Here is a 20,242-nt window from a genome sequence, read left to right on the forward strand (position 1 = left end):
GCCGGGGTCAGGCTCGCAGCTCGAAGGTCGTGGCGCCCACCTTGATCGGGGTGCCGAGAGCGAGGCCGACCGGACCGCCGGTCACCCGCTGACCGGCGACGAAGGTGCCGTTGGTCGAGTCGAGGTCCTGGATGGCCCAGCTGTCGCCGCGCAGCAGCAGGCGCGCGTGGTGGCTGGAGGTGTAGTCGTCGCGGATCACGAGGGCGGACTCGCTCGAGCGGCCGATCGTGAGGGTGTCGGTGCCCAGCGGGAGCTCGAGCCCGGCTTTGGGGCCGGACGTGATCACGAGCCGCTTCGCGGTCGCGACGGTCGCAGGACCGGTGCTGGGCTTCGCCGACGAGGGGCGGGATGCCGCGGGGGCGGCTGTCGGAGCCGGTGCCGGAGTCGCCGCAGCGGCCTCGGCCGGGAGCTTTCGCACCTTCATGCCGAACAGATCGGCCCGGAGCGAGTAGACGACCCCGAACACGAAGAACCACAGCAGCAGCAGGAAGCCGATGCGCAGGAGCAGCAGGACGAGTTCGCTGGGAGTGCTCACGAGAGGGCTCCGAACGCGCGGGTCGCGTCGTCGTCACGCGGCCGAGGAGGGCGTGACGGAGAGGCGACGGGAACGATGCGGAACACCAGATCGGTGCGTCCGATGGTGATGGTGGTGTCGGTGGGGAGTGCGGCTTCCCGCACCTTGTCGCCGTTCACCTTGGTGCCGTTGGTCGAGCCGAGGTCGCGCATCATGGCGCGCTCGCCGTCCCAGAGGACTTCGACGTGCTTGCGGCTGGATCCGGCGTCCGCGATCGTGATGTCGGCATCCGTGCCCCGGCCGATGACCGTGCGGGCGCGGGTGAGTGAGTGGCGGCGTCCGTCGACGTCGATCACGGCCTGCCAGTTGACGCGGCCCTCGACCGTGCCTGAGCTGACGTTGATCGTGCCGGTGGCGATCTTGTCGTCGCCCTCGAGGCTGAGGGAGAGCGGACCCGAGAAGCTGTAGCCCTGCGACTTCGCGTGCTTGGTGAGAAGTGCGTGCAGCTCGTCTGTGAGGGCCCCGCCGAGGCTCAGCATGCGGTCGGCGTCGTCGGTGCTCAGGCGCACGACGAAGTTATTGGGCGCGATGATGCGGTCTCTGCTCACCACAGCCGCTTTGGTGTCCGCTTCACGCCGAAGGGCCGAAGCGATCTCCACGGGCTGGATGCCGCTACGGAAGGTCTTCGCGAAGGCGCTGTTCACAGCGCGCTCGAGACCCTTCTCAAAGCTGTCAAGTAGTCCCACTGGGCTCCTCTGGCATGCCGACCGGTAGGGACATCGTAGCCAGGTGTCCTGGGTGAACGCCGTCGCAGGGCGGAAGAACCCCGAGATTCCGGGGGAGTGGGAGAGGGTGCGGGCGTCTGGTGGCGGCGTATCGCGGTGGTCTTTCGTTCGCAGTTCGGGCGGAGATCTGCGTCTGGGGAGGAGGAACTCGGGGAGATCCTCCTCCCGTGGGGCAGAAGTCCTCCGGAGGGGATGCTCAGGTGCGGCCTCGGTTTCTTCGTGGGGCGGATCGCGTGATATCTTTGGGAAGTTGAGTTCTTCGGAGCCCGACAGACTCGCGCGAGTGGCGGAATGGTAGACGCGCTGGCTTCAGGTGCCAGTGTCCTTATGGACGTGGGGGTTCAAGTCCCCCCTCGCGCACAGCGGGCCGTATTCGTAAATACAGCCCAATGCGTTCGTAGATTGAAAGAGCCGGTCAGAGTGGTTTTCTGACCGGCTCTTCGCATCGATGACCGTCATCGACGGCGGGCGTCAGAGCTGGCCGTCGTCCAGTAGCGGCTTCCTTCACATGCGCTCACCGCCGGCGCCACGTCTGTCCGGCCCGTGACGCTATTCGAGGCGCCGCTCGCACTAGTTGGCTTGGGATCACCCTGCAGAATCGTGGAGGGCGGTCGGCCATCCGCTCACGTACTGAGCGACTAGGACATGACTGACCTGATCTACCCGCCGATGATTACTTCAGCCCGTCGCAGCAGAAGCGATACTTCTGCCCGCTTCCGCAGCGGCACTGCCGGTACACACCGAGTCTGGCGTCGCGGTCTTCGTCGATCTCGGGGACGGCGAGCGAGCGCGCATCCATGTCCCAGATTGCCTCCCCTGACGTGACGGCGACACTCATGCCGAGCTCTTGCGGGATACCCCACGGTGTTTCCGTGTTGACGTCGTAGCTTGCGGGGGTGGGGACGACCTGTTCCAACTCGTCTTTCGCGTTGCGGTGGTGCGAGATCAGAGATGACCAGATCCGGATGGGGCCCCGGTCTTTCTTGTGCCGGAGGGCATCGTCGACGAATGTGCCGGCGACCGCAGTCGCCGTCGCCGCTCCGAAGCTGCCGGCCACGAGGTCCGTGGCGAGTGCCGCGGCGATGCCGTACTTGTTGGCGGTCAACGATGCGCCAAGGCGAGAGAGAAAACCGTCCGAGCCTGCGCGCTCGGCCTGCTGGATCAGGGGGCGAAGGAGCGCATCCTCCTGGTCGCGAACATGGGCACCAGCCGTGGTCGGATCATCCAGCGGTGTCCCCTGGTATACCTCGTGCAGTTGAGCTCGGAACTCCCCGAAAGCGGCTTCATCATGTACGGCTCGGATCACAGAGGGGGTCAACCCGTGGAAGACGGGGAGTCCGGATCGCAGGACCGCTTCGACGACAGATGCGGAGGTTCCCGCAACGCGGCTGATTCCTTGCCGGCAGAGGAACTGTTCGTGCGCGAAAGGCGCGGTGTAGGTCACGCCGTAGGTGTCTGAGAGGGTGAACTCGCGAGCGAAGTAGCGGTAGCCGTGGTCGATGGCGTTGCGAATCCCCGGGGACGGGTCGGGTCCAGGTGCGAACACGAACAACCCGCGCATGTTGTCTTCGGAGGCGATCTCATATGCGGCGAACCGCGCGGCGTAATCGACGGGGTCCAGCGTGATGTGGGTCCGAAGGTCGCGCCGCAGACGTTCAATGGTCTGGCGCTGCTGGAGGTATACGGGTTCGGTGGGGACAGGCACGACCAGGCCTGATTCAATCAGTGGCCGCATGCGCATCAGTTGGGGTATCACCGAGTTGAGGAACGCGCGGGTGGTCCGCGTACGGGTCTCCGCGTCATCCTCGGGATGGTGGAAGCCGCGACGAGCGCTCAGCATGTGTTCGTTTCTGTACTGTTCCACCGCGAACCAGTCGGCGATGGGGTCGCGGACAAGCACTTGGCCGCTGTAAAGGAGGCTCGACATGACCATGTCCCCGCCGAGGTGAAGGAAGTTCGCTGATGGCCAGCCTCCGAGGTAGATGGGGTGCAGGGTGGGGTCTATCTCGGGCGTGAAGCTCGTCGAGAACTCGCGCACTCGCTCACCGAAGGCGTCGATGTCTCTCCCGGAGAGGCGCGAGAAGTCTTGGTCCTCCTTGCCGGTGAGGTACCCCTCGATGACGTCGATGGTCGATAGCATCTGCTCATCATCGCGTGCGTGACCGACGTTCGGCGCGAAGTTCTGTCGGTGGGGGATGGGACGATGTGGGCATGAGTGGACCCTCCGGTATGTCACGAGGCGCAGAGGATGCGCCTCTGACGCCTCATCGCACTGTGTGGGAGGGGATTCGGAAACGGGCTCGTTCTCGCGGTACCGCGGCTGGTGCCTTTGACATCGGCGGAGAAGTTCCGACGATGCGTGTCGTGATAGATCCGCTGATCTCGCTGGATGAGGCCACGACTCGGTACGTCGACATCCTTCGCTCCGACGACCCGAACATCACCGTGCTCCGACGATTCGACGACGCGAAGGACCTCCGGAGCGAAGGCGATTACACCGTCATCGAACCACGCGAGCTGAAAACGGAGAACGGGTGGGGTGGCGTCACCGAGATGCGCGACGGGCGAGCGTGGAACCGGGCGATCCCCCATGCCGAGAACAACATTCAGTCGGCGTACAACTGGGCCGCGCACTACGGTCTCGACCCCGAGGAGGCCCGAGCTCGGGAACTCGATGCGCAAGCCGCGATCTCGCTTGACGCGGATCTGTACGTAACTGATAACGCGTTTGCTTTGCACGGCATGCGGATGCGGAGCGCATGTACGGTCGCGGATGCTTTCGCGGTCCTTGGTTTGCATCAGCGCCTACGTAGCCGAATTCTCGTCGGCACGACGCATGCGCGCTTCATCAGCACCTGGATGGCGGAGCATGTTCAGGCGATTGGCATGCTTCCCTCCGTGTCGGCGCAGTTCGCGGACGACGACGATGCGCCTCGGCCGAGCGATGAGGCCCTTGCGCTTCTGCGCGCGATGTTGGTTCGCGTGAAGCGCGCTCTCGCGAGTCGTGACCGGCTGTTGGTGTCCAGCTTGCATCCGGACGGGATCCTGGGTTTTGAAGGGCCTGATGAACTCGTCGAACGAACTGTCGTCAGTCTCCAGGGTCTCTTCGATGCGGCCGCCCGCGCGCTCAACTCGGAGTTGCGGGAGCCGTTTCCTCTCACCCGCGTGTCTTTCGCGCAGAAGGACTTCCGTGCAGCGCTTCCCGATCCAGTGCGCGCTCTGCTGGAACAGCGAGAGAACCGGACGCTTCGCGAGCTGATATCGACGCTCCGCAACACGATCCACAACGAGCCGTTCGGTCGTGCAGCCTTCGAAAAGAGCGGCGAAGTCGAGGCCCTCGCGACGCTCGAGGGAGAACCAGCGACCCGGTTTCGCGCACTTGCCAAGCAGAGCGGGCAGACGCACTGGTGGACCCTCTTCGAGGATGCGCCGTCGATACCCGGGCGGGAGCTCGAAGTCGTACTTCGCCCAATCCCGCTCGTCGACGATCTCGTAGTCCTCTCGGGTCAACTGGCGAACGCGCTCATCGCGGCAGCGCCGTGGGCGACCCGGGCGTTCCAACCGTCGACGTCTCCGGATGACTGGTCGACGTATCCGCCGTATGCGGATGCGGTTCGACGCGGGTACGGCCTGGGCCGGTGACGGGAAATCTCGTAACCCTTGCCATTGGCACGACGGCGTAGGTCGCCGTCGCGTCAAAAAGTGTTTCGGCAGAGGCTGACCCGCGAGACAGCTCGTGGTCGCTCGCGAACGGTACCGCCGACTCAGCCCGTCCAGTTGCCGCAGGGTAGGAGGTAACCGGTGATAGGAACGACGATGCCAACAACGGCTGAATGTGTCGACGCGGTACGCGATGCAGAGGCGCGGGTGGAGGCAGCGCGCCTGGTTCGGGAAGGGTATCGCCGCAGGTCGCCCGAGCTTCTCATCGATGAAGGGCAAGCTGCTGCCGAGGTTGGGGGTCTGCTCGACCTCGATGAAGAACTCCTGGGTCGCCCTTACATACCGCTCGAGGTCGACGACGTTCTCTGGGGCCGGGTCACTCTACTCAGCGAGTTCGTGAACCCTGAGGAGCGCTCGGTCAAGGAACCCCGCTGCTAGTCCAGCTCCCAGGCGTCGGGGTTTTCGCCCTCCTCAAGCGGGTGCCCTAAGAATGAATCTGGCGTGGCTGTCTCCCAGTCAATGCCGCGTTCCTCGCACCAATCGCACGGCCCTTCCCAGCGGAGCGGTCCTTGCGAATGCAGGACGCGGCGGACTCCGGTTCCGGAGACGCTGACTGGGCCGCCGTACCGCCAGCGGACCTCGGGGTGCAGGTGTCCGAACCAGGTGTAGATGCGGGTGCCGATACCGAGGCGAGTGTACCGCTGACCATCCCTCGTATTGTCCGAGGTCGAACGGACTCTGTCCGGATCTGAGTTGATCTCACCGAAGCCGCCGTCGAATAACAATCCTTTTGCGCGCAGTCCGCTTGCTGCGTGCTCGATGGTGAGGGTCTTCTCGGTTCTCCGCGATTCGAAGCGCACGTCAGAGGCAACATACGCGAACCCGTTCAGCACTTCCTCAAGCCGCGGCGCAAACACATCCGCCGCCACGAAGAAGGACACGTCATCGTCATGCCCCCAGACGGAGGCAGCTGCCGCCACCGCTTCAGTAACCCACGCCTCCCTCAGGTGAACGGGGCGGGGGTCGAAGGGATTGATGCGGTCCGCGCGGCGCAACCGCTCATGCTCAGAGAAGAGTGAGGCCAGCGCAACGGCCCGCGCCGCATCGCTGACTGGAGCTTTCATCGAACGAGCGAGTGCCTGGCGATATACAAGTTCTCGAGCGGGACGGCGCCGTCGCGTGAACAGAGTGACGCTCCGCAACTCCCGCTCCGCCCGCCTCACCTTTTCTTCAAACCACCGGGCATCCTGCAGGAGTTGCTCTGGACGCTTCAGCGGAGGCTGTCGAAGGTCGGCGGGCTGGCTGCGTCGGACCGGTTTCTCCACGGATACGAGCGTATCGGTGCAGATCGGACCGAACGTGCGCCTGGTGCAACCATAGCGCGCGGCGAGTCCTCTCCGCCGACTAGGTGATGGTACGCAGATCCCGGGGGAAGTTCGGCAGGGATGTGGGTGCTCAGCCCAAGGGGCGATGTTGGCCGTGGTGGGCACGGGGTCGCGGTGGCCGCACCGGACACCAATGGTGCGCGATGAGCCTTTACGACGCCATGACCGACTCGACGGACCCGTCCCACTGTCCGTTGAGGTGTCCGAACAGCCCGTCTTCCCACAGCGATTCGTCGTCGACCATGAGGTACATTGCCGCTGCGCGCAGCCGGTAGGCGCCGGCAACGAGGTCACGTATGAAATCGACCATGGCCTCCGGGTTAGTGGGTACTGCGTCGGGGACGGAGTCGGCAAGGCGGGCAACAGGCGCAAGTTCCCATTGGGATCTGTCGGCCAGGCTCACGCGCAGAAAGTCATGGACGAACCGATTGCGACGCGAGTAGAGACCGCGGGCGATCTTCACTGCTCGGTGGATTGCGCGGCGTTCCTCCCCAATGAGCGAGGTGTTCTCGCGAATCATCGCCATGCATTCTTTCGCGGTGTCCGAGAAGAAAGGTGGGGCGTCCAGATATGACTCGAAGTCCCGGTGCCCCGCGAGGACCGAATGCAGAAATCGCAGCGCGACTTCCATGCGGACCGCTTCCATCCCGATACGGCCGAGCAACAGTGCTTGCTGGTCGGCGGGTTCCAGCTTGTGCAGGTCCGGGAGGCGCATGCGTCGATGGTGTCAGATCCGCGACCCAACATGTCCGTGTCCGTGGATACCCTTCGGACATGGACGTGACTTCAATCATCACGGCACTTCTGACGACGACTGCTTTGGCGGGCCTGACCCTGGTCGGCCGGTCGCTCGTGCCCTCCGTCCGGTGGGCACGTCAGTTGGAGCGCGACCTCGTCATCCTCGGCGGTCTCGATGATGGGCCAGAAAGAGAGCTGTGGTCCGCGTCTGTTGACCGGCAGGCTGAGCGCTTGCGCCGGTATCGCGAGGAGACCCCTTGGTGGGACAAAGTCATACCGGTTCTCGCGTTCGTGGGTGTGGTCGTATCCGTGGTGACTTTCGGGTTCAATGACCTCGGCCGCGATGTGTTCGTAAAGGACGCGGCGGTCATGATCCCGCTGTCTATCGTCGCTGTCCTCGGGGCGTTGTATTTCGTCATCCTTTTCGTACGCGGGCGGGACTTGTCCGAAGCCGTTCGTTCCCGAGAAGGTCAGGGCGCCCGGGATGTATCGGGAGACCTTCATTCCGGAGTGTCCGAGAGGGATGTAGTCCATGGCTGTTCGAAAGGCGATGGACCCCATGACGGATCCTCATATCCGCCGACGCGCAGCCGGGACTCGAGTCGCGATGATGGCGCTCTGCGCGGGCGCGGATGATCTACTACTCCGACTTCCGTCTGCGTACTTTTTCGCGGGGGCGCATCCACCGGCTCCGAGCCAGTTCCTCCATTGTGGTTTCAGGTAGGGCGTCGCGCACGTACATCAGCCAAGCGTTTACCTGCGCGTCGAGACGCGTGTGCCCCTCCTTACCGAACGCACCAGCGAAGCGAACGAGCAGGTCTGCGACGAGGGGCGCGTCTGCTCGACTCGCCGTCTTGAGTAGCGCCTCAAGGGGCTCGACGAGCGCGGCGACGACAACGGTATTGCGAGGTAGGGTCGCGTAGATCCGAGCCGCTGCACTGCGGGCATGCATGTCAGGTGCTGCCGTGATGGCGTTGGCCGCATCTTCGATAAACCGGGAGTCGATCCCGCGAGATGCGATGGCACGGAGGGTGTTTGCGTCCTCCTCGAGGTCTGCGGCTTCCCGCCACAGGATCGACCTATCCATCTGCGGTGCCCGCTGTGCATACACCTGCCACGCTTGGTCGGGTACCGCTGAGTAGCCTGCACCATCGAACGCTATGCGGAGGTCGTCAACCGTCGGCGCTGTCGCTATCCAGGGCGGGAGAATGTCACCGCCGATAAACGCATAGTGAGGGGAGATTTCGTCGTAGCTCAGGGCCTTCACCTTCCGACGAAGATCGAGGAGCCGTTGCTGCGCGTGGAAGATCATCGCGACGGGTCCCACGCTCGCTGCCTGAACCTGTGGAAGCTGTGCGCGCAGGGTGTCCACGACGGGAACCAACACATCTGCGGGTTGTGCCCTCACCTGACTGAGAGCATGGGTCAGATGAGACTGTTCGCGCTCGTCGGACGTCATGCTCACGAGAAGCGTCGCAGCGAACTCGTGCATGACTTTCGTGAGAGCGGGAAGGCGGCTTAGCGCGTCAGAGACCGAGAGTAGGGTATCGAGTCGTTCAGGCGGGACCTCGCCGGGACTTCGGTACGCACGCTCGAGGATGTCGACAACCGAATCGGCGGGGAAGTCAAATTCCTGCGGCATCAACGCCACAACAGCGGAGATGCCCGACACTACGGGCTTCGGATCTCTCGCATCGTCTTTCGTGACGATCCGGAGCAACGCGCCCAACGCCGGGAGGAGGCGCTTCGTGGACGGTGCGACTCCTTCCACAGGAAGATGCTTCGCGACGGCGGACTTGAACTGCGATGGTGCTTTCGCGGCCAGAGCCTCGAGCATCTCGTCGGCCGCGGCGACTCTGGTGGATTCGTCGCGCAGCCCCGATCCCACGACGCGCAGGTAATTGGGTATGGCCTCGCTGTTGCCGATAGCGCGAATGCGGAACACTTTCGCAAGCCACGCTCTCGTGTTTGTGACTGATAGGGCTTCGTGGAATCGGAGGAGCGAATCGGTTGCTGCTCTGACCTGGTCCAACCGGGCAGTGTCATCGCCGGGGATGTCGTCCGTGCTCAAGAGATCGGCAAGACGCTTCGCGTCTGCAAGTTCGAGACCGGCGCTTTGACCCTGGTCAAGTCGGGATATCAAGCTCTCGAGAACTCTGGGATCCTCGCGCACCACCGAGATAGCGGTGTCGACGAGTTCGTGTCGCGCAGCGTGCAGTGTGGACGCGGGAGCGAGCTCCGTCATCGCGTAGATGGCGGGAGCCATCAGCTGCGGGTTCGGGTAGGTGGTTCGCAGCACACCACCGACCCACTCCTGATCCTTGGTCGGGGCGAGTGCGCGCACGTAGCCGAGAGTCGCGGAGTCGTCGAGTTGCAATACGGCGTCGGCGGCGACGATACGATCCCAGGAACCAGCCACCTGTGGCAGGAGCGCCCGTCGATGGCCCTCGTCGAGGCTCGATAAGAGGGCTCCCGACAGTCCTCGAAGGCTCATCGCTTCCGCGCTTGGTTCCCCTTCGATGCTATTGAGCATCATCTCCACGGCGCGGTATCGGTCGTTCGATGATGCTTTCTCGAGGAGAGCGAGTGTTTCGGTGCGGGGAACTTCGGTGGCGGCTTCCACTGCGGCAAACACCGCCGGGTTCTCGAACTGGAGCATTCGTTCGCCGGTGCCGAGCTGGATGAGGTCGGCCATCGGCAGGGTGACCTGCATGTCTCGCAGCTTCTCGAGGTAGCGCTCGAGTTGTTGCCCCAGAGCGATGGACACCGCATTGTTGGGGGCGGAGGGCGTCGGGCTGCCATCGCTGCCCGACGGCGCCGCTTCCAGTCCCCAGGTGAAAACGGCGTCGTACGCGGCCCTCTTCTCGGTGTACTGCTTGACCAGCGGGGCGATGGTCTCCCCGGGGTCGGTGGTCGCCCGCTTCGCGACATGGGTGAGAAGGCTCGGGTAGTGCTCGAGGTCTGCGTAGAACAGAGGGAACTCTGTCTGCAGCACGGTCAGCACGGCGATCTCGTCTGCTCGTTCCGTCCACGAGTTGCGGAACGAATGCACCATGCGGGCGTTGATGGCGAAGTCGTTCAGGATGACCTTCGTCCGTCGCGGACTCGTGAGGTGAGGCGGCGAGAGGATAGAGATAACGCGGTCGAGCGCTTCCTGCCCATACCGAGTGCGCAGCTCACCCCAGACCCCACCCTGCTTTTCGGCGATGAGGTCTCGCGCGTACTTTCGAAAGCCTTTCCGTGGCTGTGGGGGAAGGGCGATCTGGTACGTGAAGATCTTGTCCAGGTACTCGCCAGCCGTGCTGTAGTACGGGCGTCCTGGGCGGTGCGGGACGGTGCGAAGCATCTCGTCTTCTGCCGTCGCGACGACGCTCTCACGGTCGAAGGCAACCACGAAGATGCAGTTGTCTTCTCCGACGAACCGGCGCAGTCCTTCGAGGGTGCTCATTGTCGCTGCGGGGGCGCACCGGTCGAGCTCGTCCACGAGGATCACCTGCGTGGTCTTTGACCGCTTGAGGATCTCGGTGAAGATCTTGCGGAACTGCGTCACGTGCGCGGGGCCCGATTCCTCGACGGTGACGGACCATAGTTTGGTGACGACGCCGAGGAGAACGACGAGAAGTGTCCCCCCGGCCGCGGCCGTCGTCCATGCGATGAGGGCGGGTACGTACTTCGTCCAGAGATGCTCCCAGGTGAAGGGATCAGCTACTCCGGCGTTGGCCTGGAACCAGGGCACAACGAACACCACGAACGCCAGCACGAGGACGAGAAGAATGTTCAGAAGAACCTTCAACACGGGATGTGTGATTTCGATCCCGAGGGGAAGGTTGACAGACCGGTTTGCTTGGAACAGGCGCTGTTCGATGTTCTTGGGGCTGTGAGGGACGTGGGGTGCGACGGTGGCGAGGAAGTTGGATTCGAAGGTTTCGTCCGCCATCTGCCATGCGTCGAAGTCGACGGGCGTGAACCGGGGCTTCTTGTCCTTAACGTGTGGTTCCAGGAACGGAACCTTCCGCAGTCTTCGTGTGAACCAAGTGGCCCTCTTGTAGGTGTCGAGTTCCTCTTTCAGCAAGCCGAAGAAGGTGGACTTACCGGAACCCCAGGGGCCGTTGACGGCGATGTTGACGCTCGTCTCGCCAGCAGCAATCAGTTGGGCGACGCGCTTGGCGACGATGCGGTGCTGGAACCGGTCAGCGCTCTCGGGTACTGAGCCGTTCTCGTTGGGTCGCAGGGGTGCGTTGCTGATGAGGTCATCGGCGCTCAGTGCGGCGTGCGTGATCTTGTCGGTCGTCACATCAACGTGGTCAGCCATCAGGTTCCTCGGGTCGGCGCAACGATGGCCCCCAGAAGCCAGCTGCTGGGACCGCAGGTCGCAAGACGAAGTCGCAGGGGAAGGCTCAGTGCTCGGCGCGCCCCCTGCCTCATCCTGGCACTCGCAGGTCGCGCGGACCGCAGATGTGGGTGCCGTGTCGACTTCGCGGGCTCGTCAGGGCTTACGTACTCCGATGGTGAGGAGCAGGTTCGCGTGTGCGCGCTGGTCGCCCGACGCGAGGATCACGGCGACCATGTCACCACTCGCCGCGGCATAGAAGTCCTAGAGGCCGTGAGGAATGTGCTCTTTTTGCAGGTAGGTTTCTGACCCAGAAAGAAACGTAGGCGACAAGGATGACGCTACTACAGCGTTGTGGTTTGGTTCTCTTCGACGCCGAGCGCCTGCACGAAGGCCGCGCGGGATCCCAGGCTGTGGAGCAGTCGACCGACGAGGCGGTCAACGACAGCCCACGGATTCTGCTCGATTTCAAACAGATGCGCGGTCGTCGTCATGGAGTAGTCGAGCCGTTCGTACGGGGAGGACTCTCCGTGGTACCGCGTGTGGGCGATCCGTTGGCTGAATTTGTCCTGTAGCCCGTCTGCATGCACACCGAATCCCCAGAGGCCCCGGTAGCCGGTCGCCACCGAGATTTGCTGCGCCAGGAGCATCGCGCGCCAGCAGTACGCGACGATCCCATCATCGTTGACGACGGCAACATGTCCACCGCCAGACGACAGGAAGTCAATCGCGCGCCCCAGCATGATCCGGAAGCCGCCTGTGTCATGGAACTCAAGGTCGACGATGTCGCGCTCTTCGGTGCCGTCAACGAGTTCGGGTCTCCCGGGTGTGAGGTTTGTCCACGCGCTTCCATCTGCACGTCGGTTCCAGTCGTTCGGTGTGTGCAGCGTCATCCGCGGCGTGCGCAACGCGGAGGGAAGAGCCTCCTCCACTCCCTTGATGATGTTCAACGCGGGTCCGGGGTTAGGTGCGCGAGACACGGACTCGAAGACCTGGCGGTGGAGCTGCGTGAGGGGTTCAGCAATCAGATGCACGTGCCCCTCTAGACGCCGGTTCTCCGACACGACGACACGTGAGGACCACGCGGTCAGGAGTTCTTGTACGCGGTCAAGGGGTTCGCGACGCGTCTGATGCAGGCGGACAACTTCAGCGTCCGTGAGCACGCGCTTCGTGCGGTCTCCGCGCGCGGGGTACCGGCCTAGAACCATGTGAGGCGCGAACGGCGACGGGGGTACCTCAACGTAAAGGAATCCGACGCTCGGGTCGTCGTCGGAGGGGATATCCGTGACCCGAATCGGAAGGGGAGGGTCGACCCGGTTCGCGGCGATCTGTTCGAGCTTCTCCGCGGCTCCCGCGAGCGGGAACGGGGTGAGGGTCAGCCCGCCACCCTTCTCTTCAACGCCGATAAGCAGCGCTCCGCCATCGATAGCAAAGCTCGCCAGATCCCGCGCGGTTTCGGCCCGGGCGCCGTCCGAGGATCCGGTCTCGCGTTTGAAATCGAGCCCCGCGTTCTCGCGAAGGTCGCCTGTGTCGAGGGCGAGTGTGAGATCCTGCTCAGTTCTGGGTGGCCACATGGTCCACATCCTGGCATGGCATCACGACACGTTCGTTCGCGGTCTATACGCGCAAGGCCCATCGACGACCGCTCACTTTCGCAATATGACACTTGCGACAACCATAGTGACCCCGGTCGAGGGTACACAGCCGCGCCACGCTAAGTGACGCGGGCGCCCGTCCGGCCGATGTGGCGCCGTCGTCTGCTTCCCGGCTAGTTCATCGGTTACTCAGTCTCTGGCTCAGTAACTGGCCGAGTTTGCACCGGCTCCCACGGCTCAGCGATGTCCGGCAGAAGACGGATCACGACATGTCGGGTGCCTGCTTCGCCGAGAAGTTCGTCATCGAGGCGTCCGATTCTCAGACGTGTGTGGACGTCTAGGCTTCCCAGCGGGACCGTCTGGGATTTCACCGTCAGAGTGGTCTCGTCTTCGAGCTCGGCGACGCCGAGGACATCGTGGAGGTATCCCCGTAGCGCGACGTTTGCGAAGTCGCCGCGGATGGCTTCGATGATCGTTTCGGCGAGAGCGTGGCGTTGCATCTCGGCCGCCTGAGGGGTGGCGTCATCATCCAGCGAGGTGTACGCGAGGGGCGTAGAGATCACCGTCCACACGCTGGGAAAGGACGGAGCGATGGTGCGCAGCCGCCCGGCAAGGTGCTCGGGGTCGCGAAGCCACGGGTGGATCTCAGGCAGCAAGTCGATAAGACGGTTGAGGTGAGCGAGATGGTGTCCTCCGGTCATGAACGACAGTGCCTCGACAGGCAACCGGTGCTCGAACAGGCTGAGGAAGAACCGGGTGATTGCCGGGGCATCCAGCTCGGCCGGGTCAGTCAGGGCGATGGCGTCGTCGACGGCGGTTACGAAAGGCTCGGCGCGAAGCTCGTTGAGGACTTCGGCCGGGACATCGTCAGGAAGCGGAGCGCTCATCAGGAGGCGACCGACGACCTCCACGCGTGCGCGATGCAGCTCTTCGACCGCAGCGAGGGCTTCCGCGTAGGCCACGAGGCTGCCGGTGATGGAGGCGCCGAGGGCAGGGCGAAGCTGTTCGACTCGTTCGGCGGAGAGCATGTCGCCGCGCGCATCCAGGATGGAGTAGCTTCGCGCGTCCCAGTGCAGCACCCACAGATAGCCGCCCGCATAGTATGCGGCTTGAACACGGGTGGGGCGTTTTAAGTACTGCTCCACCGCGCGCTCGACGATGACTGTTTCCGCGACGGCTTCGTGGTTGTCTATTGCTCGCCTCAGGAGGTCGTCGCCGTCCACGATGGTGATTGCGCTCTCACGTTCGCGGAGGTGGTCGAAGCTGCCACGTACGTTCCCGTTGACACCGTTGAGCGCGATGAATACGCCATGCGTGTGCGGCTTATCGAGCCGCGCAAGGAGCATCTTCCCGAGAAAGCGCTGCCACGCAGGTGTCGACACAGCGTCGGCGTAGGCCTTGGCCTCGCCGAGCAGGGGAGTGTGATGCAGGGAGGTGACGACGTCGTCGGAGCGCACAGCGGTGATGTCCAGTTCGTTTCCACCGGCCGTCACGACGTTGGTCCGCACGTCGGCGTACCCCTGGGAGAGGAGCACGGCTTTCACCAGTGATTCAAGCTGCGAGCCCTTGTCATCGGCTGTCACGCCCAAAATCAGCACGAAGTCTCCCCGTATCGGTGTCAGGACATGCGTTCGCGGTTGCGGCGCACGTCACCATGTTCGTCCATAGTCTCTGTAATGCGCAGGAGCCGGCGGCATCTGGGTGGAGATCTGTCAGGTTCACCCTGACCTGGAGAGAACTGATGACCATGGAACTTTCTGAGGCTTAGCGTGGAATCGGCCTGAAAATCGGAAGCCCGGTTCCCCTGAGCCTCAAGGGATCCGGGAATAAACGAACACAGCCACAGCGAGCAGTAGATGTGAAGATGGCCCGGTTCCTTTCAGGAAGCCGGGCCATTTCTCGTTTCGCCCGACGACCGGGTGTGGTGCTCCGCCTCTGTGCGCCCGGAAGCACCCACCGCTGAGCGCTATTCGGACGGCGGGGCGTAGCGCGCGAAATCGCCGACGACGGCCACGCCTGGCGCGAGCTCAGCCCGCAGATCCACGACGAGCTGCTCGCCTTCGGCGATCCACCGGTGACCGATCGCCGGGTCCGGCCACCGCACTTCCGCGACCGGGTCCAGCAGCGTCTCCCACGTGCGGTTCCATGCGCGCAATCGGTCTCTCAGCTCCTGTGGGATCGTCAGCGATTCAGGAACTCGATCTCCGCCGAACCATTCCGGGTATAGAAGGAAGGTGTTCTTCCGCTCGTCGGGATTCATCCCCCGACTCTCCAGGTTCTCCATTCCGGCCACGATAGCCAACACCACAGCGAGCAGAGTTCGTGAAGATGCCCTTTCTGCCGTTCACCCCTGCAGTGCACGCGAAGCGCTCAGGATGGCGGCCCTCAACTCCTCGGGATGCTCGGTGCGGAGCACTCGGGAGCGACCGCCGACCGTGGTCACCCTGACCGCAGCGCCGGCAGACCACAGCAGGAACTGCTCCGAGCCCGCGAGGCGCCAGCCCACGCCACCGGCCTGGGCGACTGTGATCTCGATCACCTCGACCCGATCGACCTCGGAGAGGGGGAGGTGGATGACGCGGAACGGCGTCAGGCGGCCATCGACGTGCGTATCGCTCACCGCGATCGTGATGCGTCGGGTGATCCCCAGGAGTCCGGCGCCGAGGATGAGGATGAAGCCCACGACGAGCAGAGTGATCGTCCACGCGCCGACCTCATCTGCGCGGCCGATCAGGACGGGCGCTGAGATCGCGGTGACGACCACGAGGAAGACGAGTGTCATCGCACCGGCGACCGCCAGCCAGCGCGGTCCGATGAGGGTTTCACGGAACGGCTCGGCGGATCTCATCGCTCCAGTCTCTCCCGCGGCGAGATCTAGCCTGCAACTTCGTGCGATGCGTCCGCGATCGATGCGAGGCGTCGAAGCTCCGCGACGTGCTCCCGAAAGGCGTGGCGTCCTGCGGGCGTGAGCGACAGCAGAGTGCGCTGACGGGCGTTGCGCGTGACCTTGTCGATGCGGAGATAGTCGACCTGTTCCAGAGCCTTCGCGTGCTTGGAGAGCACGGAGTCGGAGACGTTCAGCCGCTCACGCAGGAACGAGAACTCCGCGTCGTCGACGGGGGCGAGCAGTCCGCACAGCTCGAGCCGGGTGACAGCGTGGATGGCAGGATCGAGTCCGCTCATGCCGCCTCCTGCGTCCGGAGTCGGCGACGCCAGACGCGCATCCAGACGAAGCCGGACGCGGAGACAACGAGGCACGCGGTCAGCCCGGCAGCGATGCTGGACCAGATGTCCGTGCTCAGATACGACCAGAACCCGCTCGCGACGAGAGCCACCAGCATCAGTGCCGTCACCCACCGGGTCGCGCCGCCGTTATACCCCGAGACCCACCAGCCGTGGGTTCGCCGCCACCAGGCGATGAACGCGGGCATGACGAGGATGAACGCCACGGCGACGAGGAGCGCCCACGGTTGGGGAAGGCCCTGAGAAGCGATGAAGACCCCTGCGCCGAGGCCCAGGACAAGGTGGTACCAGCCTTCACCGCGAGGCGCGTCGGTGTATGTCGTCGCCACGGCGTCGAGGCGGGCCAGGGTGGCGCGAGGATCATCCCGTTCACTTTCCATATTGGAAAGCTAGCCCTCACTTTCCAAAATGGCAAGTCTCTCTCGGATCAGGGAGCTGTCGACCCGCCCTCGGGGAGCGCCCATGCGGTCACCGACACCGTCGCGCCCTCGACCACGTCGCTCTCGATGGGCTTGGAGCCCCGCACCTCACCCTCCAGAACGGCTGCCCAGACGGTCCGCGCCACGAGCGCGCCCTGCGTCGGGTTCGCATCCCACCCGAGGTACGCGACCGCCGACGAACCGGCCGGGATCTCGATCAGCGCCTGTCCGGGATCGGGTGCCATGAACGAGCCGCCCCGCTCGATCGTGACGTCGAGGAGGTGGTCGTTCTGATCGCCGAAGGCGACGTCGGGATAACCGTCGATGGTGCAGGGGGCGTCGGAGAAGTTCATCAGCTCCAGCCTCAGGCCGCGGTGCCCGGTCGCCCCACTGACATCCCCGATGAGCACCATCGCTCGCTCGGGGGTGCAGGCGCCATCGCCGATGACCCCGCCGCCCTCGACGAGTTCGGGAACCGGGTCACCGGGTGCATCCGGATCGGGCCGGACGGAGCCATCTGCCGGGCCGGGGTCGCTTGCGGCGGACTCGGCGCGCAGTTGCACCTGGGTGGCTTCGTCTCCGAGCACCTGTGCCCCGCCGAGCAGCACGAGTCCGGCGAGGGCTGCCGCTGCGTAGATCGGCCACCCCCGACGACTCGGGGACTCGACTGCTCCGCGCGCATCATCACGACGAGCCAGGCGTCGGGCGATCAGAGCGGGTACCCAGCCGTAGATCAGACCCCAGTACGCGCCGACGGCCGCACGGGAGCCCAGCTCGAGCGCCCACATCGCCCAGCCGTCGGTGACGAGGCTTGCGAACACGAGCACGACGTCTACCGTGAGGCCGGCCGCCGCACCCGCGACCACTGTGGCCAACCACACGGTGGCGACGGAACGTTCCGAACCGCGAACGGTCTGAAGGATCGCGGCGTGCACGAGGGTGACCGCGATCGCCCCGGCGATCGGAAGCAGCACAGGCCAGGGGAATGCCCACGACCAGATGTACGGCGTGACGCCGGCCGGGAGCACCACCTCCTGAACACGGGCGAACCGTGTCACCGACACCGCCGCCGACAGTGCCACGACGACGAGCCACAGAGCACCGACCGTCGCGCTGATCAGCCAGACGCGCTTCTTGGATCCGACCACGCTCGAATGCACCCCCACCATGCGGTGAGCCTATCGAGGTGCCGACAGCGCGGATGCCGCGGATCCGCCGCTGACCACCGACAGAGAAAAGTCTGTAAGGAATCCGCCCGAGCCGCATACGCGCGCGAGAACGCCCCACTCGTCCGCGCCGGATACTGATCCTTCGGAGTCTGCGCCGCACCACCCGAGCGGCACACCCCACAGGCACCGTCGCACCCGAAGTGGGAGGGGGCACCGATGAAGAGGCACTTCGCGGCTGTTGCCGCACTGGCAGTCGGCCTGCTGCTGATCCCGCAGGCCGCGGAATCTGCAGTCGTCTCAGCCTCCGACGACACCGAGACCTCCGACATCGAGTACGCGCTCGAGGCCGTGCCGGGCGGTATCGCGCTCTCGGACAGCTACGCGGTGTGGCCGGCCCTCGGGATGACGCTGACCGCCGGATCACCGGCGGCGAGATCCGTCGGCTCCTGCGCCACCGGAACGTTCTGCGCCTATACGGGCACTGGACTGAGCGGCACGAAGCTCGCATTCACCGTCTGCACGAACGTCAGCACGGCTGCTCTCCGCGTGGTGGCATCGATCGCCAACGGACGTACCTCGGGCAAGGTGCACGCCAAGAACTCCTCCGGCACGGTGCTCGGCACTGCGGTCGCGAACGGCTCAGCGAACGTCCCGCACGGCACCGCCAGCCTGCTCTGCACGCTCTAGGTGATCGATAGCCTGGCAATGAGAGAGATGAGTGGTCTGGTGCTGCAGCTGTGGGGGGTGGAGAGCCTGCGCATCTCGTATGCCGGATCCGATCTTCCCGACCTGGAGCTTCCCGCACCGGTGCGAAGCGCGCCCACGAGCGGCTCGCCGAGCAGAGAGGTGCTCTACCGCACCCTGTTCGACGAGTACTGGCCCCGGGTGCGACGGCACGTGGCCTGCTTCGTCGACAACCCGGAGGAGGTCGACGAGATCGCGGCCGAGGTCTTCGTCGTCGCCTGGCGGAAGCTGAATCCCGCGAAGCCGATGGGGCTGCGCTGGTTCCTCCGGGTCGCCGACAACAAGCTGCGCGACGTGATGCGCCGAGGTCAGTCCCGCACCCGGGCGATCGAGGCGATGACGCGGGGAATGCAGGCGAGTGAGGAGCTGCATCCGCTGGAGGCGCTGGCTCTGCGTCAGGCGCTCCAGAGCCTCAACGCCCGAGAGCGTCAGGTCGTCGTGCTCACCTACTGGGACGGACTCAGCGCGGGCGAGGTCTCCGAGGTCCTGCGCTGCAGCCAGGCGGCGGTGTGGACGACTCTCACCCGTGCGCGACAGAAGCTGCGCGGCCAGCTCGAGGCGAAGGAGGTGGGCGGATGAGCATCTCCGACGACGATCTCGACCGGCTGTTCCGTGCCGCGAACCCCGCGCCCCCGGAGGAGTTCGCGTCATTGCGCGCGAAGGACATCTCCCTGCGCGAGAACATCATCCGCGGCACGGCGACGCCCGCGCGCACACGACGCCGCAGCTGGGCCTGGGCCGGCGCGACCACCGCCGTGGCCTCCCTCGTGGTCGTGACGATCGTCGTCGTCAGCGTCCTGCTTCCGTCTCAGCAGGCTCTCGCCCTGACCCCGCCGCCGTTGGTGTATTCGAACGCGCAGCCGCTCGCCGAGGTCGTCGACGACGCGCGCGACGCGCTCGCCCGCCCTGGTGGCCCCGACCAGGAGAGTCGTGTCGAGACGCTCTCGTGGGGGTGGAACATCGACATGGCCGAACAGAGCGTCGAGGTCGTGCCGCAGTACGCGACGTTCACCTGGTCTCCCGAGGCGGGCTCGTCGAGCGTGGTCGTCGCCGGCGAGTCCCTCTGGGACGACGACGACCGCCCCGAAGGTGTGGCGGACAGCCCCTACGAACCGGGCCAGGTGATCAGCGAGGTCTCGACGCCCCCCGGCGAATTCATCGCGCCTCCCGCCGTGCTCGAACTCGACGGCGCCGACAGGCCACAGCTGGCGGCGGCGCTCGAATCGCTCGGCGCCCCGGCGAACGCATCCTCCGGCCAGCTGCTTGTGGCCATCGGGCAGCTGCTGAGCTTCTGGACGCTGACCGACGCGCAGCATGGCCTCCTGATCGACATGCTCGTGGACGCCGGCGGGGTGACGGTGCTCGGAGAGACGAGGGATCGAGAAGGGCGCCCCGTGGTCGGGCTCCGAGTGTCCGATGACGGTTCGCCGTATCGGGACACCGTGCTGATCTCGATGGCGACCGGGCGCATCGTGGGCGTGGAGAACGAACGCACCGAACCGCTGGACTTCATCCCGGCCGGGGTCGTCGGGTACACGCTCTGGGATCTGCCGCGGCGCTGAACGCACCTTGGAGTACCCCGGACAGGTCCTGTGAATCCGGCGCTGCGTTTTGAGATCACATCCGCCTCATGATGGTGTGAACCAGTGCGACGGCCAGA

Annotated in this window: 19 protein-coding genes and 1 tRNA gene; 6 read left to right on the forward strand and 14 right to left on the reverse strand. The window is 64.9% G+C overall.

Annotation, left to right across the window (positions count from 1 at the left end; all coding sequences use genetic code 11):
* Nucleotides 1-7: 7 nt before the first annotated feature.
* Nucleotides 8-535, reverse strand: coding sequence for an FHA domain-containing protein (locus tag MRBLWH13_RS16160; RefSeq protein ID WP_341955935.1), 528 nt, complete (start codon nt 533-535; stop codon nt 8-10).
* Complete coding sequence (locus MRBLWH13_RS16165) at nt 532-1,260, reverse strand: DUF3662 and FHA domain-containing protein (protein ID WP_341955936.1); 729 nt, start codon at nt 1,258-1,260, stop codon at nt 532-534. Before MRBLWH13_RS16165 ends, MRBLWH13_RS16160 begins: the two co-directional genes overlap by 4 nt.
* A gap of 316 nt (nt 1,261-1,576) precedes the next feature.
* Here MRBLWH13_RS16165 and MRBLWH13_RS16170 point away from each other — a divergent pair.
* A tRNA-Leu gene (locus MRBLWH13_RS16170) sits at nt 1,577-1,659 on the forward strand.
* 313 nt (nt 1,660-1,972) lie between these two features.
* Here the strand turns inward: MRBLWH13_RS16170 and MRBLWH13_RS16175 are convergent.
* Nucleotides 1,973-3,439 carry a hypothetical protein gene (locus MRBLWH13_RS16175; protein WP_341955937.1) on the reverse strand — a complete coding sequence of 489 codons (1,467 nt, stop codon included), beginning with the start codon at nt 3,437-3,439 and terminating at the stop codon, nt 1,973-1,975.
* A 224-nt stretch (nt 3,440-3,663) separates the two neighbouring features.
* On the opposite strand from MRBLWH13_RS16175, the gene MRBLWH13_RS16180 reads away from it, so the two are divergent.
* Together MRBLWH13_RS16180 and MRBLWH13_RS16185 are read left to right on the forward strand one after the other, a co-directional pair.
* Nucleotides 3,664-4,941, forward strand: a complete 1,278-nt coding sequence (locus MRBLWH13_RS16180; RefSeq protein ID WP_341955938.1) for a hypothetical protein — start codon at nt 3,664-3,666, stop codon at nt 4,939-4,941.
* 174 nt (nt 4,942-5,115) lie between these two features.
* Nucleotides 5,116-5,397, forward strand: coding sequence for a hypothetical protein (locus MRBLWH13_RS16185; RefSeq protein WP_341955939.1), 282 nt, complete (start codon nt 5,116-5,118; stop codon nt 5,395-5,397).
* Here the strand turns inward: MRBLWH13_RS16185 and MRBLWH13_RS16190 are convergent.
* The 11 genes from MRBLWH13_RS16190 to MRBLWH13_RS16240 form a co-directional block, all read right to left on the reverse strand.
* Nucleotides 5,394-6,284 carry a hypothetical protein gene (locus MRBLWH13_RS16190; RefSeq protein ID WP_341955940.1) on the reverse strand — a complete coding sequence of 297 codons (891 nt, stop codon included), beginning with the start codon at nt 6,282-6,284 and terminating at the stop codon, nt 5,394-5,396. The two genes, MRBLWH13_RS16185 and MRBLWH13_RS16190, sit on opposite strands and share 4 nt — an antisense overlap.
* 211 nt (nt 6,285-6,495) lie before the next feature.
* Nucleotides 6,496-7,059 (reverse strand): hypothetical protein, encoded by a 564-nt coding sequence (locus tag MRBLWH13_RS16195; RefSeq protein ID WP_341955941.1) that lies wholly within the window; start codon nt 7,057-7,059, stop codon nt 6,496-6,498.
* 71 nt (nt 7,060-7,130) lie between these two features.
* Nucleotides 7,131-7,643: a hypothetical protein gene (locus tag MRBLWH13_RS16200; RefSeq protein ID WP_341955942.1), complete on the reverse strand. Its 513-nt coding sequence runs from the start codon at nt 7,641-7,643 to the stop codon at nt 7,131-7,133.
* Nucleotides 7,644-7,722: 79 nt separating this feature from the next.
* A complete protein-coding gene (locus MRBLWH13_RS16205) occupies nt 7,723-11,394 on the reverse strand; it encodes a P-loop NTPase fold protein (RefSeq protein WP_341955943.1) in 3,672 nt (1,223 codons plus the stop codon).
* 362 nt (nt 11,395-11,756) lie between these two features.
* Entirely contained in the window at nt 11,757-12,986 is a 1,230-nt protein-coding gene (locus tag MRBLWH13_RS16210; protein WP_341955944.1) for an ATP-binding protein, read from the reverse strand.
* Between the two features lie 206 nt (nt 12,987-13,192).
* A complete protein-coding gene (locus MRBLWH13_RS16215) occupies nt 13,193-14,605 on the reverse strand; it encodes a restriction endonuclease (protein WP_341955945.1) in 1,413 nt (470 codons plus the stop codon).
* A 368-nt stretch (nt 14,606-14,973) separates the two neighbouring features.
* Nucleotides 14,974-15,291 (reverse strand): hypothetical protein, encoded by a 318-nt coding sequence (locus tag MRBLWH13_RS16220; protein WP_341955946.1) that lies wholly within the window; start codon nt 15,289-15,291, stop codon nt 14,974-14,976.
* A 60-nt stretch (nt 15,292-15,351) separates the two neighbouring features.
* On the reverse strand, nt 15,352-15,855 hold the full coding sequence (locus tag MRBLWH13_RS16225) for a hypothetical protein (RefSeq protein WP_341955947.1): 504 nt from the start codon (nt 15,853-15,855) through the stop codon (nt 15,352-15,354).
* Between the two features lie 26 nt (nt 15,856-15,881).
* On the reverse strand, nt 15,882-16,190 hold the full coding sequence (locus tag MRBLWH13_RS16230; RefSeq protein ID WP_341955948.1) for a transcriptional regulator: 309 nt from the start codon (nt 16,188-16,190) through the stop codon (nt 15,882-15,884).
* Complete coding sequence (locus tag MRBLWH13_RS16235; protein ID WP_341955949.1) at nt 16,187-16,630, reverse strand: hypothetical protein; 444 nt, start codon at nt 16,628-16,630, stop codon at nt 16,187-16,189. Before MRBLWH13_RS16235 ends, MRBLWH13_RS16230 begins: the two co-directional genes overlap by 4 nt.
* A gap of 47 nt (nt 16,631-16,677) precedes the next feature.
* A complete protein-coding gene (locus tag MRBLWH13_RS16240) occupies nt 16,678-17,838 on the reverse strand; it encodes a DUF4232 domain-containing protein (protein ID WP_341955950.1) in 1,161 nt (386 codons plus the stop codon).
* 216 nt (nt 17,839-18,054) lie between these two features.
* Between MRBLWH13_RS16240 and MRBLWH13_RS16245 the strand changes: the two genes are divergently transcribed.
* From MRBLWH13_RS16245 to MRBLWH13_RS16255, 3 genes are read left to right on the forward strand one after another with little or no spacing between them, the layout of a single operon-like run.
* Complete coding sequence (locus tag MRBLWH13_RS16245; protein ID WP_341955951.1) at nt 18,055-18,525, forward strand: hypothetical protein; 471 nt, start codon at nt 18,055-18,057, stop codon at nt 18,523-18,525.
* 27 nt (nt 18,526-18,552) lie between these two features.
* Complete coding sequence (locus tag MRBLWH13_RS16250; protein ID WP_341955952.1) at nt 18,553-19,161, forward strand: sigma-70 family RNA polymerase sigma factor; 609 nt, start codon at nt 18,553-18,555, stop codon at nt 19,159-19,161.
* Nucleotides 19,158-20,144: a hypothetical protein gene (locus tag MRBLWH13_RS16255; protein ID WP_341955953.1), complete on the forward strand. Its 987-nt coding sequence runs from the start codon at nt 19,158-19,160 to the stop codon at nt 20,142-20,144. The genes MRBLWH13_RS16250 and MRBLWH13_RS16255 overlap by 4 nt, the downstream gene beginning before the upstream one ends.
* The last annotated feature ends 98 nt before the right edge of the window (nt 20,145-20,242 follow it).

This window comes from Microbacterium sp. LWH13-1.2 (assembly GCF_038397735.1).
Classification (GTDB): Bacteria; Actinomycetota; Actinomycetes; order Actinomycetales; family Microbacteriaceae; genus Microbacterium.

Excerpts from the sequence above, each read along its gene's own strand:
- MRBLWH13_RS16175 (WP_341955937.1), bottom strand. The coding sequence starts at position 3,439 with ATGCTATCGACCATCGACGTCATCGAGGGGTACCTCACCGGCAAGGAG.
- MRBLWH13_RS16185 (WP_341955939.1), top strand. The coding sequence starts at position 5,116 with ATGCCAACAACGGCTGAATGTGTCGACGCGGTACGCGATGCAGAGGCG.
- MRBLWH13_RS16195 (WP_341955941.1), bottom strand. The coding sequence starts at position 7,059 with ATGCGCCTCCCGGACCTGCACAAGCTGGAACCCGCCGACCAGCAAGCA.
- MRBLWH13_RS16200 (WP_341955942.1), bottom strand. The coding sequence starts at position 7,643 with ATGGGGTCCATCGCCTTTCGAACAGCCATGGACTACATCCCTCTCGGA.
- MRBLWH13_RS16205 (WP_341955943.1), bottom strand. The coding sequence starts at position 11,394 with ATGGCTGACCACGTTGATGTGACGACCGACAAGATCACGCACGCCGCA.
- MRBLWH13_RS16210 (WP_341955944.1), bottom strand. The coding sequence starts at position 12,986 with ATGTGGCCACCCAGAACTGAGCAGGATCTCACACTCGCCCTCGACACA.
- MRBLWH13_RS16220 (WP_341955946.1), bottom strand. The coding sequence starts at position 15,291 with ATGGAGAACCTGGAGAGTCGGGGGATGAATCCCGACGAGCGGAAGAAC.
- MRBLWH13_RS16225 (WP_341955947.1), bottom strand. The coding sequence starts at position 15,855 with ATGAGATCCGCCGAGCCGTTCCGTGAAACCCTCATCGGACCGCGCTGG.
- MRBLWH13_RS16230 (WP_341955948.1), bottom strand. The coding sequence starts at position 16,190 with ATGAGCGGACTCGATCCTGCCATCCACGCTGTCACCCGGCTCGAGCTG.
- MRBLWH13_RS16235 (WP_341955949.1), bottom strand. The coding sequence starts at position 16,630 with ATGGAAAGTGAACGGGATGATCCTCGCGCCACCCTGGCCCGCCTCGAC.
- MRBLWH13_RS16240 (WP_341955950.1), bottom strand. The coding sequence starts at position 17,838 with ATGGTGGGGGTGCATTCGAGCGTGGTCGGATCCAAGAAGCGCGTCTGG.
- MRBLWH13_RS16245 (WP_341955951.1), top strand. The coding sequence starts at position 18,055 with ATGAAGAGGCACTTCGCGGCTGTTGCCGCACTGGCAGTCGGCCTGCTG.
- MRBLWH13_RS16250 (WP_341955952.1), top strand. The coding sequence starts at position 18,553 with ATGAGTGGTCTGGTGCTGCAGCTGTGGGGGGTGGAGAGCCTGCGCATC.
- MRBLWH13_RS16255 (WP_341955953.1), top strand. The coding sequence starts at position 19,158 with ATGAGCATCTCCGACGACGATCTCGACCGGCTGTTCCGTGCCGCGAAC.